At 64.7% G+C, this 15,909-nt stretch carries 17 protein-coding genes and 1 pseudogene; 15 read left to right on the forward strand and 3 right to left on the reverse strand.

Features of this window, described 5'->3' with window-relative positions:
- Window positions 1-140: 140 nt before the first annotated feature.
- Both VGR99_RS21705 and VGR99_RS21710 read right to left on the reverse strand, forming a co-directional pair.
- On the reverse strand, window positions 141-578 hold the full coding sequence (locus tag VGR99_RS21705) for a hypothetical protein (RefSeq protein WP_326901206.1): 438 nt from the start codon (window positions 576-578) through the stop codon (window positions 141-143).
- Between the two features lie 141 nt (window positions 579-719).
- Window positions 720-1,508 (reverse strand): SDR family oxidoreductase, encoded by a 789-nt coding sequence (locus tag VGR99_RS21710; RefSeq protein WP_326901208.1) that lies wholly within the window; start codon window positions 1,506-1,508, stop codon window positions 720-722.
- Between the two features lie 161 nt (window positions 1,509-1,669).
- Here VGR99_RS21710 and VGR99_RS21715 point away from each other — a divergent pair.
- From VGR99_RS21715 to VGR99_RS21745, 7 genes and pseudogenes are all read left to right on the forward strand, one after another.
- Window positions 1,670-1,906, forward strand: a pseudogene (locus VGR99_RS21715) (DUF4440 domain-containing protein); the annotation flags it as partial.
- A 139-nt stretch (window positions 1,907-2,045) separates the two neighbouring features.
- Complete coding sequence (locus VGR99_RS21720) at window positions 2,046-2,462, forward strand: YciI family protein (RefSeq protein ID WP_326901210.1); 417 nt, start codon at window positions 2,046-2,048, stop codon at window positions 2,460-2,462.
- 9 nt (window positions 2,463-2,471) lie between these two features.
- On the forward strand, window positions 2,472-2,876 hold the full coding sequence (locus VGR99_RS21725) for a YciI family protein (RefSeq protein ID WP_326901211.1): 405 nt from the start codon (window positions 2,472-2,474) through the stop codon (window positions 2,874-2,876).
- Window positions 2,877-2,935: 59 nt separating this feature from the next.
- Entirely contained in the window at window positions 2,936-3,301 is a 366-nt protein-coding gene (locus tag VGR99_RS21730) for a YciI family protein (protein WP_326901213.1), read from the forward strand.
- A 128-nt stretch (window positions 3,302-3,429) separates the two neighbouring features.
- Complete coding sequence (locus VGR99_RS21735) at window positions 3,430-4,170, forward strand: TetR/AcrR family transcriptional regulator (protein ID WP_326901214.1); 741 nt, start codon at window positions 3,430-3,432, stop codon at window positions 4,168-4,170.
- A 119-nt stretch (window positions 4,171-4,289) separates the two neighbouring features.
- Window positions 4,290-4,778 carry a DUF2852 domain-containing protein gene (locus tag VGR99_RS21740; RefSeq protein ID WP_326901215.1) on the forward strand — a complete coding sequence of 163 codons (489 nt, stop codon included), beginning with the start codon at window positions 4,290-4,292 and terminating at the stop codon, window positions 4,776-4,778.
- Window positions 4,779-4,979: 201 nt separating this feature from the next.
- Entirely contained in the window at window positions 4,980-5,147 is a 168-nt protein-coding gene (locus VGR99_RS21745; protein WP_326901217.1) for a hypothetical protein, read from the forward strand.
- Window positions 5,148-5,179: 32 nt separating this feature from the next.
- On the opposite strand, the gene VGR99_RS21750 is transcribed toward VGR99_RS21745, so the two are convergent.
- Window positions 5,180-6,343, reverse strand: a complete 1,164-nt coding sequence (locus VGR99_RS21750; RefSeq protein WP_326901218.1) for an acyl-CoA desaturase — start codon at window positions 6,341-6,343, stop codon at window positions 5,180-5,182.
- A 331-nt stretch (window positions 6,344-6,674) separates the two neighbouring features.
- Here VGR99_RS21750 and VGR99_RS21755 point away from each other — a divergent pair, with 331 nt between their 5' ends.
- The 8 genes from VGR99_RS21755 to VGR99_RS21790 all read left to right on the forward strand — a co-directional run bounded on the left by VGR99_RS21755 (window position 6,675) and on the right by VGR99_RS21790 (window position 15,743).
- Window positions 6,675-7,442 carry a serine O-acetyltransferase gene (locus VGR99_RS21755; protein WP_326901219.1) on the forward strand — a complete coding sequence of 256 codons (768 nt, stop codon included), beginning with the start codon at window positions 6,675-6,677 and terminating at the stop codon, window positions 7,440-7,442.
- Between the two features lie 27 nt (window positions 7,443-7,469).
- Window positions 7,470-8,180 carry an SDR family NAD(P)-dependent oxidoreductase gene (locus VGR99_RS21760; protein ID WP_326901221.1) on the forward strand — a complete coding sequence of 237 codons (711 nt, stop codon included), beginning with the start codon at window positions 7,470-7,472 and terminating at the stop codon, window positions 8,178-8,180.
- Between the two features lie 534 nt (window positions 8,181-8,714).
- A complete protein-coding gene (tolQ, locus tag VGR99_RS21765) occupies window positions 8,715-9,431 on the forward strand; it encodes a protein TolQ (protein WP_018641591.1) in 717 nt (238 codons plus the stop codon).
- 43 nt (window positions 9,432-9,474) lie between these two features.
- Window positions 9,475-9,927, forward strand: coding sequence for a protein TolR (gene tolR, locus VGR99_RS21770; RefSeq protein ID WP_326901226.1), 453 nt, complete (start codon window positions 9,475-9,477; stop codon window positions 9,925-9,927).
- 4 nt (window positions 9,928-9,931) lie between these two features.
- Window positions 9,932-10,891 (forward strand): protein TolA, encoded by a 960-nt coding sequence (locus VGR99_RS21775; RefSeq protein WP_326901227.1) that lies wholly within the window; start codon window positions 9,932-9,934, stop codon window positions 10,889-10,891.
- A 23-nt stretch (window positions 10,892-10,914) separates the two neighbouring features.
- Complete coding sequence (tolB, locus tag VGR99_RS21780; RefSeq protein ID WP_414645149.1) at window positions 10,915-12,273, forward strand: Tol-Pal system beta propeller repeat protein TolB; 1,359 nt, start codon at window positions 10,915-10,917, stop codon at window positions 12,271-12,273.
- 235 nt (window positions 12,274-12,508) lie between these two features.
- Window positions 12,509-14,839 carry a putative bifunctional diguanylate cyclase/phosphodiesterase gene (locus VGR99_RS21785; protein WP_326901228.1) on the forward strand — a complete coding sequence of 777 codons (2,331 nt, stop codon included), beginning with the start codon at window positions 12,509-12,511 and terminating at the stop codon, window positions 14,837-14,839.
- 178 nt (window positions 14,840-15,017) lie between these two features.
- On the forward strand, window positions 15,018-15,743 hold the full coding sequence (locus tag VGR99_RS21790; protein WP_326901229.1) for an N-acyl amino acid synthase FeeM domain-containing protein: 726 nt from the start codon (window positions 15,018-15,020) through the stop codon (window positions 15,741-15,743).
- Window positions 15,744-15,909 lie beyond the last annotated feature (166 nt).

Raw genomic sequence — 15,909 nt, forward strand, 5'->3', positions numbered from 1 at the left:
CGGAAACCGCGTAAATTGGGCAGGCATTGCGAAGCGCTTGAGCGGATTCAGCGCGCCGAAAGTCGGAATCCTGCGAAATTGCCTAATCACCGGACAGAAGCGGATGTCGCGCAGTCACATCACGCGCGGCCGCGCGGTCCCTACCTGCAGCGCGGATAGATCGCGGCGAGGTCGCGCCCTTTCAGCAGGAGCAATCGGGACGACAGGCCGCCGCGGCGGCTGATCCAGTCGCGCACCGGGCCGGGATAGGCCGCAAGCACCGCTTCGGAGGCTTCCGGCTCGGCATAGAAGCGTCCGCGCCGGTCCACCGAGCGCGCCGCATGGAAGCCGAGCACGGCGCGCTTGGTGACGCAGATGCGCTCGCCCGGCACGATGCTGAGCACCAGCGTGCAGGCCGACAGGCACGGACCGTCGATCACCACGCGCTCGCCGCTCTCGCGTACCTGCTCGAACAGATCGAGGAACGGCCCGACCTGTCCGCCGGGCGACTGGATGATGCGGATTTCGGCCGCGGCAGGTGCGGCGGCGAGCAGGGGTGCGACGAGCAGCAAAGCCTTGGCGAATGTGACGCGTCGCATGAAGCACTCCACGAAGCAGATCTCGTAGGGTGGGTTAGCCGAAGGCGTAACCCACCATCATTCGCGGCGCCCGAGAAGAGGTGGGTTACGCCCAGCGGCCGCGCTTCGCGCAGCCGCCGTGCCAACCCACCCTACAGGGTTCTACCCGTTGCGCCGCTGGCCGCGCAGCGTCGGCAGGCCGATGCCTGCTGCATCGAAGCCGCCATCGACGGCCAAAATTTGGCCGGTGATGTAGCTCGCGTTCCCCGAGCACAGGAAATAGATGGCCTCGGCGAGTTCCTCTTCGAGGCCGTAGCGGTTCAACGGAATGGCGTCGTGATAGTCGGCGCGGATTTCCTTGGTGTGCACCTGTTTGGCCATCGCGGTGTCGACCGGCCCCGGCGCGACCGCGTTGACGCGAATGTTGAGCGAGGCGAGTTCGACCGCGAGCTGTTTTGTCAGATGCGCAAGGCCGGCTTTGCTGGTGCCGTAGGCCGAGCGCAGCGTCGAGGCGCGCACCGCCGAGATCGAGGTGATGTTGACGATGGCGCCGCCATCGCTGTCGCGCATCAGCGGCACCGCCGCCTTGGTGCAGAGGAACGGGCCGGTGAGGTTGACCTCGAGCACGCGGCGCCAGTCGGCGTCCGACGTCTCCATCAGCGGCGCGAACACCGCGATGCCGGCATTGTTGACCAGCGCATCGAGCCGGCCGAAGCGCTGCGCGACCGAGTTCATCGCGGCGCCGACCGCGGTCGCATCAGAGACATCGCAGGTCAGCGCCAGCGTCGCCTCGCGCTGGCCGATCTCGGCGACCGCGCGGCCGAGCAACTCGCCCTCGATATCGAGCAGCGCCACGCGCCAGCCCTCGGCCAGAAACTTCCTGGCTGTCGCGAGCCCGATGCCGCGTGCGGCTCCGGTGACAAGGGCGACTTTCTGCGGGGAGGCGGTCATGGGCGATTCGTCCTGGATCAGAAAAGGGGCGTGCTCGAGCACGCGCTCCTTTTACTGCGCTTTGGTGCCCGCGAGGAAGGGTTTGATGAGCGGCAATGTGGTGGAGTGCTCACGCGATCAAGCCGTCGCCCTGAGGCGCTCGCGTCTTCGACAACATCAACAAGGTCGACTATTTCGAACGCTGCTGGCGCGACACCGGCTGGATCGCGCGTCACGAGATCGAGCGCATCTTTGTCGCCGGTCATGAGGCTTTCGTCACCTATCACTGCCTGGCAAGGGATGGCAGGAGCTTTCGCAACACCGAGTTCTTCACATTCGCGGCCGGCAAGGTCCGCCGTATCGAGGTCTACTTCGGCGCAGCGTTCCAGGATGGCCGGTTCGTGCCGCAACCGCGCTGATGCGTGGCACGATTCCAGGGAACAATGACCTCCGAAATAATTTTCGCACCCCCTGTCGGTATCTTACAACCTCGTTCGTCTTACAGGGGAGCATGGGCCGGATCGGCCCGCTGCCGCAGAGAATTCAGGGAGCAGGTCGATGCGTTTCATGGTGATCGTCAAGGCGAACCCGGACACCGAGGCCGGCAAGATGCCGTCCACAGAGATGCTGGCGGCGATGGGCAAGTTCAACGAGGAGATGGCCAAGGCCGGCGTGATCGAGGCGGGCGAGGGCCTGCATCCGACGGTGAAGGGCGCCCGCGTCAAGTACGGCGCGCCGGAGGCGAGCGTCACCCGCGGTCCGTTCGACATCTCCCCCGACCTGATCTCCGGCTTCTGGCTGATCAAGACCGCCTCGCTGGACGAGGCGATTGCCTGGATGAAGCGCGCGCCGTTCGAGCCCGGGGCCGAGATCGAGATCCGTCAGGTGTTTTCGGCGGAGGATTTTGGTGAAGCCTTCACGCCCGAGCTGCGTGAGCAGGAAGAGCGCACCCGCGCCTACGCGGCGAAGAAATAGGATCCCCCCATGCGATTCATGATGCTGATGATTCCGCTCGGCTACGAGACCGCGCCGCCGGACGTGCAACTCGATCCCGAACGCGTCGCCGCGATGATGCGCTACAACGAGGCGCTGAAGGATGCCGGCATCCTGATCACGCTCGACGGCCTGCACCCGCTCTCGATGGGCGCGCGCGTCTCGTTTGCGACCGGCAAGCCCATCGTCACCGACGGTCCCTTCGCGGAAGCCAAGGAAGTCCTCGGCGGTTACTGGATGATCGAGGTGGGCTCGCGCGAGGAAGCGATCGCCTGGGCGAAGAAGTGCCCGGCCTCGGCCAACGAAGTCATCGAGATCCGGCAGGTGCAGGAAATGTCCGACTTTCCGCCGGAGGTGCAGGCCGCCGCCGCCGGCTTCGACGACCTCAAGAAGTAGTCACACCGGCCGCGAGATCATCGCGGCTGTTGTCCATCAATCAACAAGGGAGAGTAGCGATGAGCACCGAACACAAATTCCTGGCCGTCTATCTCGGCAGCATGAGCGGCGAGAAAATGAAGGCCTGGAACGCGATGCCCGAGGCCGAGCGCAAGGCCAAGGAGCGCGAAGGCATGGCCGCCTGGCACGGCTGGGTTGAGAAGCACAAGGCCGTCATCGTCGAGTTGGGCGGGCCGCTCGGCAAGACCCGCAGGATCGATGGACGCGGCATCACCGAGATCAGCAACGCGCTGACAGGCTTCACGGTGGTGCGGGCCGCCTCGCAGGAGGAGGCCGCAAAGCTGTTCGAAAACCATCCGCACTTTGCGATCTTCCCGGGCGAGGCGGTCGAGGTCATGCCTGTGCTGGCCATCCCGCAGATGTAGCTTCGGGCAGGGGCGTTCCGGGCGCGATGTCGCCGCATCGGCCCGGCACCACCCGTGGAAGTACGGGGTTAATCACGCCGCATCGCCGCTAGTGACCTTCGCGCGCAGCTCATGTAAAAGTCGTTCACATGAGCTGGCGCAAGGAGCAGGGCCGCGCCGAGCGCGGCTATCACCACGGCAATCTGAAGGAAGCCCTGTTGCAGGCCGCCCTCGGTTTGATCGCCGAGAAGGGCGCGGCCGGCTTCACCTTCGCCGATGCTGCGCGCATGGCCGGCGTCAGCGCAGCGGCGCCTTACCGGCATTTTCGCGATCGCGACGAGCTGTTGTCCTCGATCGCCCAGCGCGGGTTCGAGCAGTTCGAGCAGCGCCTCACGGCGGCCTGGGACGACGGACGTCCCGACACTGTCACGGCGTTCGAGCGCGTCGGCCGCGCCTATCTCGCCTTCGCCCGCGAGGAGCCGGCGTTCTACAACGCGATGTTCGAATCCGGCCTGCCGGTCGATGCCAATGCGGCGCTGCAGGCAGCGAGCGAGCGGGCTTTCAACGTCATTCGCGCTGCGGCCGAGCGCCTTGCGGCACTCGCCCCGCCCGGCATGCCGCGCCCGCCCGCGATGATGATGGCGCTGCACATCTGGTCGATGGCGCATGGCGTCGCCTCGCTGTTCTCGCGCGGCGATGCCGCGCGACGCAAACTGCCGATGTCGCCGGACGAGCTGCTCGAGGCCGAGGTGCTGATTTATCTGCGCGGCCTCGGCTTCCCGACCGACCGCCGTCCGCAGGCGAAAAGCGCCGAGCCGCCGCCGGTGCCACCGGAGGCTTCCTCCGGTTCTGGCGTCCCGCCGGGTGGGCCCTGGGGCAAGCCGAAATAAAGTTGCGCAAATAATTCCGCAGGCGTGTCAGGCGGCCAGCTTGACAAAATCGCGGGATGGTCTAGCTATGTAAATGTTATTTACATTCACAACGGCAGATGCCGTGATGGAGAAGGGAAATGGCCTACACCGCTGATGTCAATCGCTGGCGCGGCCCCTCGGACCAACAGCAGTACGAGCGGCCCCACATGCTCGATACGCCCTGGCATCCTGGCTGGATTGCCGTGACCATCCTCGGCTTCATCATCTGGTGGCCGATCGGACTTGCCCTTCTCTTTTTCACACTCGGGAGCAGAAGAATGTCGTGCTGGAGCGGCCAGGATCGCTGGCAGAACAAGATGGAGCGGATGCAGTACAAGATGGACCGCATGCGCGACCGCATGGAGCGCCGTGGCTTCGGCTTCGGTTTCGGCCCGCCGTCTTCCGGCAACCGCGCCTTCGACGAATACCGCAGCGAGACGCTGCGCCGGCTCGAGGAAGAGCAGGTCGAGTTCAAGAACTTCCTCGACCGTCTGCGTCACGCCAAGGACAAGGAAGAGTTCGACCAGTTCATGGCGCAGCACAAGACGCGCCCGACCCCGCCGCCGAACGACCAGCCCCAGGGCTGATCTGAGAACGGCTGATCAGGAAACCTCTCAAAGCCTTCAGGCGCATGCCCCCAAAGTCCTGATGGCCCCGAGCCGCCCGTCTGCGCAACCCGCAGGCGGGCGGTTTGGTTTTGCGCGGACGAGAACCGACTGCCGACGAACCGACACTAAGATCCGAGCGCGCCCGTTCCGCAGCGCCGCTCATGTTGGATGACGCGCATCATGGATCTCTGGACCCGCCTGTTGCTTGGCCTCACCGCATTCGCGGTGCTGGGCTATATCAGCCTCATCTACGGCGGCTGCGCGGCCGATCCCGACTGCCATTTTCGTCTCTGTGCCGGCGGTCGCTCGTTATGCGGCGTCGATCACGCCCATGTGCAGGACCGGTAGAACCCGCTTCCCGCGAGGCCTGAGCGCACCTCTCAGCGCACCGTCACGAGCTGCGCGCGAACCGACGTCAGGAAGTGTTCGTAGGCGTGGTCCACGATCTCGTTGAGAGATCGCGTTCTCGCGAACATCGCCCTGGCCTCGGCGAGAAACTCGTCGCGGGTCGGAATCTTCGGCAGATGCAGATGCGTCAGCGCATCGACACCGTCATGGGCGCGATTGAGGATGTCGTGCAGCGTCGGCAGTTGCAGCTGGGCCGGATCGGCGCGGTGCAGCGCCGACGAGATTGCGTGCGCCAGCGCGTGAGCATCGAACCGTCCGGCGAGCTGGCGGGCTGCGCGGTTGATGACCCGTGCGCCGAGCTGCTGCTCATTGCGCAGCACGAGCTCAGGCGGCGCCTTCATGTTCCAGACGATTCCAAACCAGGACAGGACCTTCAGGATATAATAGGTCACGTCGACTTCCCACCAGCGAAAGCCCTGTCGCACGCTGCTCTGGTAGGCGTGGTGATTGTTGTGCCAGCCTTCACCCATGGTGAGCAGCGCCAGCAGCCAGTTGTTGCGGGAATCATCGCCCGTCACGTAGCGCTTGCGTCCATGCACATGGGCGAGCGAGTTGATGCAGAAGGTCGCGTGATAGACCAGCACCGTGCTCCACAGGAAGCCGACGACCAGACCCGACCATCCCGCAACCAGGAAGCAGAGCGCCGCAAGCACAAAGGCCGGCAGGAGTTCGAGCCGATGCAGCCACATCAGCTCCGGATAGACCGTGAGATCGCCGACCTTCACGAGGTCGGTCGCATCGTGCTGCCGGTAAAAGATCCAGCCGACATGGCTGTACAGGAAGCCGCGCTGACGCGGCGAATGCACGTCCAACTCGGTATCGGAATGCAGATGGTGATGCCGATGCTTGGCCGCCCACCACAACACGCTCTTCTGCGCGGTGCTTTGCGCAAGCCAGGCCAGGATGAACTGAAACACCCGGCCGGTGGCAAAAGCCTTGTGCGAGAAATAGCGGTGGTAACCTGCTCCGATCGCAAACATGCGCACGACATACAGTGAGCCGCAGATCGCGAGGGCCTGCCAGGTGACGCCCGACCAGATCGCCGCAAAGCAGCCGAGATGGACCAGCACGAACGGCACGGCGGAGGGGTACATGACGTCGTCGTGCTGGTCGTCGGCGGGCGCGTTGGGCGACATGTCTTGGCGTAACCTTGGGTGAGGGGAATCCGGAATTCGTTTCGGCAGCGCCGACGGCTGCCGGGTACGAAAAACCCGCGGATGGCGGACCACCGCGGGTCTTGAACGAGATGCTCTGCGTGTAGGTCTCCGGCCAACGCTCGTCGGCCAGAATTCGACGAACTATATGGTCGCGGCTGCCTGGCATGCAAGCTCGTAGCCTCACGGGGAACTGCGGCATCTTGGGAGGCCATACGTGTTGGGAGGTCATGCGTGCCGCTGACGCGGCATGGCGCACGGGTGGCTCGCGGCCTATATTCGGCATGTGAGTGCCGAAATACCGGAGGCGACAATGGTGGAAGCTGCGGGCACGGTGAGCGACGGCCTCTGGCAAAAAATCCGCGGCGAGGCGCAGCGCGCGGTCGCGGCCGATCCCGTGTTCGGCGAGGCCCTTGTCGGCAGCATTCTCGCGCATGATGATTTTGTCGGCGCCTTGGCCGATCTGATCGGGCAGCGGCTCGGCCGCGGCGGTGCCGAGCGCGCGCGTTTCACGTCCTATTCCCGAGCGGCCCTTGGTGGCGAGCCGGACCTGATCGAAGCCGCCAGTCAGGACTTGCTGGCGATCGCGCGCCGCGATCCCGCCATCGCCGATCTGCTGCCGCCGCTGCTGCACTACAAGGGTTATGTCGCGCTTCAGGCTTGGCGCGTCTCGAACTGGCTCTGGCGCCGCGATCATCGCGATGCGGCGCTGCTGTTCCAGAACGAGGCGTCGAATGCCCTGCAGGTCAGCATCCATCCGGCCGCGCGCGTGGGATCATCGGTCTATCTCGACCACGCCACCGGCATCGTGATCGGCGCGAACGTGATGATCGGCGACGAGGTCACGATCCTGCAGCACGTCAGCATTGGCCGGACCAATGAACTGCCGGCGCGCTCGCCGCGGATCGGCCGCGGCGTCTTCATCGGCGGCGGCGCCACCATTCTCGGCGACATCAGCATCGGCGATTTCGCCAAGATCGGCGCCGATACGGTGGTGACGTCGGACATTCCCGCCGGCTGCACCGCGGTCGGCAATCCCGCGCGGCTGACCAACTGCCCGGAGCCCGCTTCGGCGGCCTGATCCCATCACTGTTTCGGAGAGCTGCAAATGAAGACGGCAATCGTGATCGGCGTCGGCCCGGACCGCGGGCTCGGAGCCCGGCTCTGCAAGCGCTTTGCGGGCGAGGGGCACAAGGTGATCGTCGCGGGCCGGACGCTGTCCGCGTTGCAGGCCGTTGCCGATGACATCACCAAGGCGGGCGGGGCGGCCGTGCCCTTCGTCGCGGACGCGACCAAGGAGAGCGACATCATCGCCCTGTTCGACGCCGCCGGCGAAAATCTCGACCTTGCGATCTACAACGCCGGCAACAACACGCCGGGCAAGATCATCGAGATGGACGCCGACTATTTCGAGCAGGCCTGGCGCGTGGTCTGCTTCGGCGGTTTCCTGTTCGGCCGCGAGGCGGTGCGCCGCATGGTGCCGAAGAAGACCGGAACGCTGCTCTTCACCGGCGCCAGCGCCTCGCTGCGCGGACGCTCCGGCTACGGCGCCTTCAACTCGGCCAAGGCAGGCGTGCGCACGCTGGCGCAGGCCATGGCCAAGGAATATGCGGGCGACGGCATCCATGTCGGCCATGTCGTGGTCGACGGCGCCATCGCCGGCGACAAGATCTTCTCGCGCTTTCCGGACGCCGCCAGCCGCGAGGACAGCCTGATCGACATCGAAGGCATCGTCGACGCCTTCGCCTTCCTCTACCGCCAGCCCGAACGCGCCTGGTCGTTCGAGCTCGACGTGCGGACCTCGAAGGAGAAGTGGTGAGGGGGCAGCCGTGATAAGGGCGCGGCTTCGTAGCCCGGATGAGCGGAGCGATATCCGGGGCCGTCGCCCGAAGATCCCGCATGTCGCTTCGCTCATGCGGGCTACGAATCCCAGGGAACCCGTCTCCCCAATCCGCCCGCAGGGGGCGGAAAACGACCTCGGTCCGCGGCCGACGCTTTTCCATCCACGCGGCATCCTGCCCCGGGCCCCGTCGCCCCCATCCCCCTGTGCGGCCTACCTTTCCCGCAGCCAAATTCGGCCCTGGTAACCCCGCATTAACCATCGCCGGGCTCTGGTAAGGGTGGACAGGCGTGCCCGGAGCCCGACGTCAAGGCCGGGGGTCAAGGCCCATAGTTTTGACATCTTGGCAGGGAATGCAGGCGGCCGGCTTTGGACGAGCCCCCTGCACCCCAGAAAGACAAGGCTTTGAGCGGGCTTGCCGGCCGCGCCGGTTGGTGGCGCGGCAATTGGGGAACTGGCAGCCATTTGCTGTCACGGACATCAGGTAACGATCGCCTTGAGAGGATACTGCTTATGAATCCGGCCGACGTGGCTCAGTCAGCCCTTCCGGTTGCCGCTTCCGCGGACGTGTCGCTGATCGCGCTGTTCTGGCAGGCTCACTGGATCGTGAAAGCGGTGATGCTGGGACTTCTGTCCTGCTCGGTCTGGGTCTGGGCGATTGCCATCGACAAGATCTTCCTGTTTGCCCGCACCCGCCGCTCGATGGACCGTTTCGAGCAGGCGTTCTGGTCCGGCGAGTCGATCGAGGAACTCTATCGCACCCTCTCGGCCAAGCCGACGCATTCCATGGCGGCCTGCTTCGTGGCGGCGATGCGCGAATGGAAGCGCTCGTTCGAGAGCCACGCCCGCTCCGTCGCGGGCCTGCAGATGCGCATCGACAAGGTCATGAACGTCTCGATCGCCCGCGAGGTCGAGCGGCTGGAGCGCCGCCTGCTGGTGCTCGCCACCGTCGGCTCGGCCGGGCCCTTCGTCGGCCTGTTCGGCACCGTCTGGGGCATCATGTCGAGCTTCCAGTCGATCGCGGCGTCGAAAAATACCTCTCTGGCGGTGGTGGCGCCCGGCATCGCGGAGGCGCTGTTTGCGACCGCCGTCGGCCTTATCGCCGCCATTCCTGCCACTATTTTCTATAATAAGTTCACTTCCGAGGTGAACCGGCAGGCCCAGCGGCTCGAAGGCTTCGCCGATGAGTTTTCAGCCATCCTGTCCCGTCAGATCGACGAGCGGGGCTGACGGGCGGCATGTATAGTGTGAAGGGCAATTTGGGCACTCGATCATGGCGATGAACGTAGCCAGTTCGTCCGGAGGCGGCGGCCGCCGCGGCCGGCGCAAGCCCGTCGTGGCCGAGATCAACGTCACGCCGATGGTCGACGTGATGCTGGTGCTGCTCATCATCTTCATGGTGTCGGCGCCGATGTTGACGGTCGGCGTGCCGCTCGACCTGCCGCAGACCGCGGCCAAGAGCCTCGAAAACAACGACCAGAAGCCGCTCCAGATGTCCATCGACATCAAGGGCAAGGTCTTCATCAACGACGCCGAGGTTCCGATCACCGAGCTGGTGCCGAAGCTGAAAGCGATCACCGATGCGCGCGGCGGGCTCGAGGAGCGCATCTATCTGCGCGCCGACAAGAAGGCGGATTACGGCACGGTCGCCAGGGTGATGGGCCTGCTGTCCGGTGCCGGATTCAAGAAGCTGGCGCTCGTCACCGAAGCGGATCAGGGGTCCTAAGCCGGTGAAGGTGAAGGTCGACAAGACACTCGTTGCGTCGATTACCCTCCACGTCCTCGTGCTTGGATGGGGGCTGGTCACCTTTAGCAGCAAGGCCTTCATCGCGCCGGAGGAGTCGCTCCCGGTCGACATCATCTCGTCGGATCAGCTTGCCAAGATGATGTCGGGGCAGAAGACCGGCAAGAAGGAAGAGCCGAAGCCCAAGGTCGAGAAGATCGCCGAGGCCAAGCCCGAAGAGGATGCCGTCGGCAAGGTCACCGAGAAGAAAGAGCTGATCAAGACCAACTCGCAGCCCGACCCGCCGCCAAAACCCGTCGAGAAGCCGGTCGAGAAGAAGCCCGAGCCGCCGAAGCCGGTTGCGGAGACCAAGCCGAAGGAAGAGCCGAAGCCGCAGGAAAAGAAGCCTGACCCGGCCAAGGAAGATCCGCTCGCCGAGCTCATGAAGAAGCAGGAGGCCAAGAAGCCGCCGCCGAAGCCGGTCGAGCAGAAGGTCGCCGCCGTGCAGCCGCAGCAGCAGCCGAAGCCCAAGGAGCGCAGCTTCGATCCCGCGCAAATCCAGCGCGACCTCGACAAGCGCGCCGCGACCCGGCACGAGCTCGCCGGCTCGGCGCTGAACGCTTCGGCCTCGCTGGGATCGACGACCGGGACTGCCGCCAACAACGTCGCGACCTGGCGTGGCGCGTTCACGACTGCGGTCCGGCGCTGCTTCACGCCCACCTATAACGGGCAGGACGCCGATCAATACGAGGCCGACATCGATATCCCGATGAAGATCGATGGCTCGCTTGCAGCCGAGCCGATCATCGTCGAGGTGCGGGGCCCGTCCAGGTCCATTGCCCAGGCCGTGGCCGAGAGCGCCAAGCGCGCCATCGTGCAATGTCAGGTCTATTCGTTCATGCCCAAGCAGCAATATGACGGCTGGAAGAAGATCGAAATGACTTTCGGCCTGAAAGACATGTTGTGACATCCGAACAAAAGAATTTTGCGATGAATGACGTCCGATCGATGAACCGCCGCCGTTTCCTGACCCTGACCGGATCGACGCTCGCGCTGCTCGGAAGCAGAGAGAGCTTTGCCCAGGGGCGCCTCCGCATCGATCCCACGGAGTTTCGTCCGATCCCGATCGCGATCTCGAACTTCGTGCCGGGCTCGCCCGCCGACGGCGACGTCAGCAACGGCGTCACCCAGGTCATCACCAACAATCTGAAGCGCTCGGGCCTGTTTGCCCCGATCGACCAGGCTGCCTTCATCGAGCGCATCAGCAACATCGACGTCGCGCCGCAATTCCAGAACTGGAAGACCCTCAACGCGCAGGCGCTCGTCACCGGCCGCATGACGCGGCAGCAGGACGGCCGGCTCAAGGCCGAATTCCGCCTGTGGGACGTGGTCACCGGCCAGCAGCTCGCCGGACAGCAATATTTCACCTCGCCGGAATATTGGCGCCGCATCGCCCACATCATCTCCGACCAGATCTACGAGCAGATGACCGGCGAAAAGGGCTATTTCGACAGCCGCGTCGTGTTCGTCGACGAGACCGGGCCGAAGGAGCGCCGCGTCAAGCGGCTCGCCATGATGGACCAGGACGGCGCCAATGTGCGCTATCTGACCCGCGGCTCCGACCTCGTGCTGACGCCGCGCTTCTCGCCGAACTCGCAAGAGATCACCTACATGGAGTTCGGCCAGGGCGATCCGAAGGTCTATCTCTTCAACATCGAGACCGGCCAGCGCGAGATCGTCGGCAACTTCCCGGGCATGACCTTTGCGCCGCGCTTCTCGCCGGACGGCCAGCGCGTCATCATGAGCCTGCAGCAGGGCGGCAATTCCAACCTGTTCGTGATGGATCTGCGCTCGCGCTCGACCACGCGCCTCACCGACACGCCGGCGATCGACACCTCGCCGTCCTACTCGCCCGATGGCACCCGCATCTGCTTCGAATCCGATCGGGGCGGCAGGTCGCAGATCTACGTGATGGCGGCGGGCGGGGGACCTGCGCAGCGCATCTCCTTCTCCAAGGACGATACCAACGCCACCTATTCGACGCCGGTATGGTCGCCGCGCGGCGATTACATCGCCTTCACAAGGCAGGGCGGCGGGCAGTTCTCGATCGGCGTCATGAAGCCGGACGGCTCCGGCGAGCGTCTGCTCACCTCCGGCTATCACAACGAAGGCCCGACCTTCTCGCCGAACGGCCGCGTGCTGATGTTCTTCCGCGATCCCGGCGGCAATGGCGGACCGTCGCTGTACTCGGTCGACATCTCCGGCCGCAACGAGCTGAAGGTGCCGACGCCGGGCTTCGCCTCCGACCCGGCATGGTCTCCGCTGTTGTCCTCCACGGCGGGTCAATAGATCGCGCGTTCAGCCGCGCGATCTTTTCGAAAAAACGCGCCGATTTTTTCGGGTTCGGTGAGGAAAGCAAGCTTTCCTTCACCTTGTGCCCGGCAACGCTTGCCTAGTTGCTTGATATTTCAGCGGAAACGGGTTCGCTATTGCCGAAAAACAACCCGACTTTAACGATGTTCCCTCAGAAAGACTTCATCTCGGCTGGGTAAAACTACGCGCCAAACAGGACGCGTAACAGGCAATGCAGCTGGCTGACCAGAAGCAGAGCGATCGGGACGAGCTGGAGCCCATACTCTACGCCGCTCTCATCAACTCTATGGTTCAGAATTTCTGGGCGATCTTTCTGGGCTCGGCCTCCGCGGCCGTGGCCGCGGTGATGACTGCGCTCAAGACCGGCGATGCCCGGCTGTGGCCGCTCGCATTCCTGCTGATCGCCATCGGCACCGCGCGCGCGTTCCAGATGCGCGGATACGAGAACCGTACGAAGCCGCTGTCATTCGAGGAAGCCAAGCATCTGGAGCCGCGCTACTGGCTCGGTGCGATCAGCTATGCCGCGGTGCTCGGCGTCTGGGCCTTCGTCGTCATCTATCTCAACGAGGATCCGGTTGCCGACATGCTCTGTGTCGCCATCGGCATCGGCTACACCGCCGGCGGCGCCGCGCGCAATTACGGCCAGCCGCGGATGATCCAGTGGCACGTCGCGCTCGCCTGCTTCCCGATGTCGCTCGCTCTGGTGCTGCACGGCGGCTTCTACCATATCGGGCTCGCCATCCTGCTCGTGTTCTTCTTCATCGGGCTGAAGAACATCAACCTCACTTTGCATGCGATCTTCGTCAAGGCGCTGACCTCGAGCTTCCGCGAATCCGCGCTGGCGAGCCAGTTCGATACCGCGCTCAACAACATGCCGCACGGCCTGTGCATGTTTCGCGCCGACGGACGCCTTGCGGTGATGAACCATCGCTTCGGCGTGCTGATGAGCCTGCCGGAAGACCTCGTCAAGCGCGGCGCCACCGCCGCCGACATCGTCTCGGCCTGCGTCGCCGCAGGCTCCATCTCGGCGGAGAGCGGCAACCAGATCCTGGCCGAGATCGAGCATGCGCGGATCTGCGAGATCGTCACCGGCGATCCGGATTCGGCGCGCAGCCGCACGCTGGCCTGGACGTTCCAGCCGATGACCGGCGGCGGCACCGTGCTGCTGCTGGAAGACATCACCGAGCGCACCAACGCCGAAGCCCGTATCAGCCATCTCGCCCGCTATGACGAGCTCACGGCGCTGCCCAACCGGGTCTCGTTCCGCGACGAGATCGAGCGGCTGCTGGCGAACGCGCAGCATGCCGAACGGCTCTCCGCGCTGCTGTTCGTCGACCTCGACCAGTTCAAGCAGGTCAACGACACGCTTGGCCATCCCTGCGGCGACCAGCTTCTGTGCGCGGTCGCCAACCGTTTGCGCGAGATGCTGCGGCCCGAGGATTTCGTCGCCCGCTTCGGCGGCGACGAGTTCGTCGTGTTCCAGCAGAACATCAGCGTGGCCGAAGACGCCGCGAGCCTCGCCCGCCGCATCGTCGAACGCCTGAGCGAGCGCTATCGCATCGACAATCACCTCGTCGAGATCGGCGCCAGCGTCGGCATCGCGCTGACCTCGCCGGATGGCGTCAGCGCCGACACGCTGCTCAAGAACGCCGACATGGCGCTGTACCGCGCCAAGGCCGATGGCCGCGGCACCTTCTGCTTCTTCCGCGACGAGATGGCGGCGACCGTCGAGGCCCGCCGCATCCTCGAGCTCGACCTGCGCAAGGCGCTCGCCAACGAGGAGTTCGAGCTGTTCTACCAGCCGCTGGTCAACCTCAAGTCCGGCAAGATCACCACCTGCGAGGCGCTGCTGCGCTGGAATCATCCGGTGCGCGGTACGGTCTCGCCGGTCGACATCATTCCTGTTGCCGAGGACATGGGATTGATCGTCGATCTCGGCCGCTGGATCCTGCGCCGCGCCTGCATGGAGTGCATGAAGTGGCCGGAGGGCGTCAGCGTCGCCGTCAACTTCTCGCCGCAGCAATTCCACCAGCGCGACGTGCTCAGCGAAATCCGCTACGCGCTGGAGGTCTCGGGCCTGCCGGCGCATCGGCTCGAGATCGAGATCACCGAATCCTCGCTGCTGCGTAACACCCAGCTCACCCACGATATCCTGTCGCAGCTGCATGCGCTCGGCGTGCACATCTCGCTCGACGATTTCGGCACCGGCTATTCGAGCCTCAGCTATCTGCACAATTTCCCGATGCAGAAGGTCAAGATCGACCGCTCCTTCCTGGAAGGCATCGACACCGACCGGCCGCTGACGCTGCTCCGCGGCGTCGCGCGCCTGTCCGCCGACCTCGGCATGGCCGTCGTGGTCGAGGGCATCGAGACCAACGAGCAGCTCGAGCTGATCAGCGCCGACGGCACCGTCTCGGAGGCGCAAGGCTATTTGTTCAGCCGCCCGGTGCCTGCCGTGCGGATGCGCCAGCTCCTCAACGCCTCCCACGGACGGCGCGGCGAGAGCCTGCTCCAGGTCGTCGGCTCGCGCTCCTTCGCCTGAATCCACTCCCAGGATTTTTCTGTCGTTTCAGTCTGTTGCTGCGCACCGTAGTGCTACGGGTGGTTAACCCTAACCATTCGATTGCTTTGCTTCGTTGTTAAGAAGCTGTTAACAATTCATCACGCGCGCGGAAGTTGTCCTCGCGACTTGCGGTGAGTGGTGGGGGTAGGGAGTTGGAATGCAGTCCTCAGCCAGAGCGATCATTTCGGCTGTTGGACGGGGTGCCGAACTCCTGACCGACGTCGATTATCATCTTGCGGAAACGCCCGCGGAGAAGGAGGAGATCTACAATCTCCGCTACCGCGCCTATCTGCGCGAGGGCGCCGTCAAGGAATCGGCGGAAGCCCGGGTCACCGACCGCTATGACGAATTGCCGAACGCGTGGACCTTCGGCGTCTATCTCCGTGGCCAGCTCTGCAGCTCGGTGCGCATCAGTGTGCTCACCTCGGAATGGCGCGAATCCACCTCGGCCGACGTCTTCCCGGAAATCCTGCTGCCGCGGCTCGATCGCGGCGAGGTCATGATCGACCCGACCCGCTTTGTCGCCGATCCTGACCAGGTCAAGCGCGTTCCGGAATTGCCCTATCTGACGACACGCCTTGCCTACATGGCCTGCGAGCATTTCAACGCCGATCTCGGCCTTGCGATCGTGCGTCCCGAGCATCAGGCCTTCTACCGCCGGGTGTTCCTGCACGAGACCATTGCCGAGCCCCGGCTCGTGCCCGGTCTCACCAAGGCGTTCGGCCTGATGGCGGCGGACTTCCCGACCTTCCGCAAGAAGGTGTTCGAGCGTTATCCGATCATGCGCTCCACCGCGTTCGAGCGGCGGATGCTGTTCGGGCGCGGCGGCCAGCGCCAGGTCCCGCAGCGACCGGTGCTGGTGGCGGACGCCGCCCACGTCTGAGTCCGGCGGGCGCAGTCCCCGGCTCAAAATTCAAGCAAAACAGGCGTTTTTGCCGGCTAACGCAGCTTGCTTTCACCCTCGCGCCACATTTACAACCCATTAACCATCATGGGTGCTTTTCGTTGGTTGGGGGCATTTGACCGGCTGAAGCAAGGTTCCGTCAAGG

It is taken from the genome of Bradyrhizobium sp. (assembly GCF_035935975.1).
Lineage (GTDB): Bacteria > Pseudomonadota > Alphaproteobacteria > Rhizobiales > Xanthobacteraceae > Bradyrhizobium.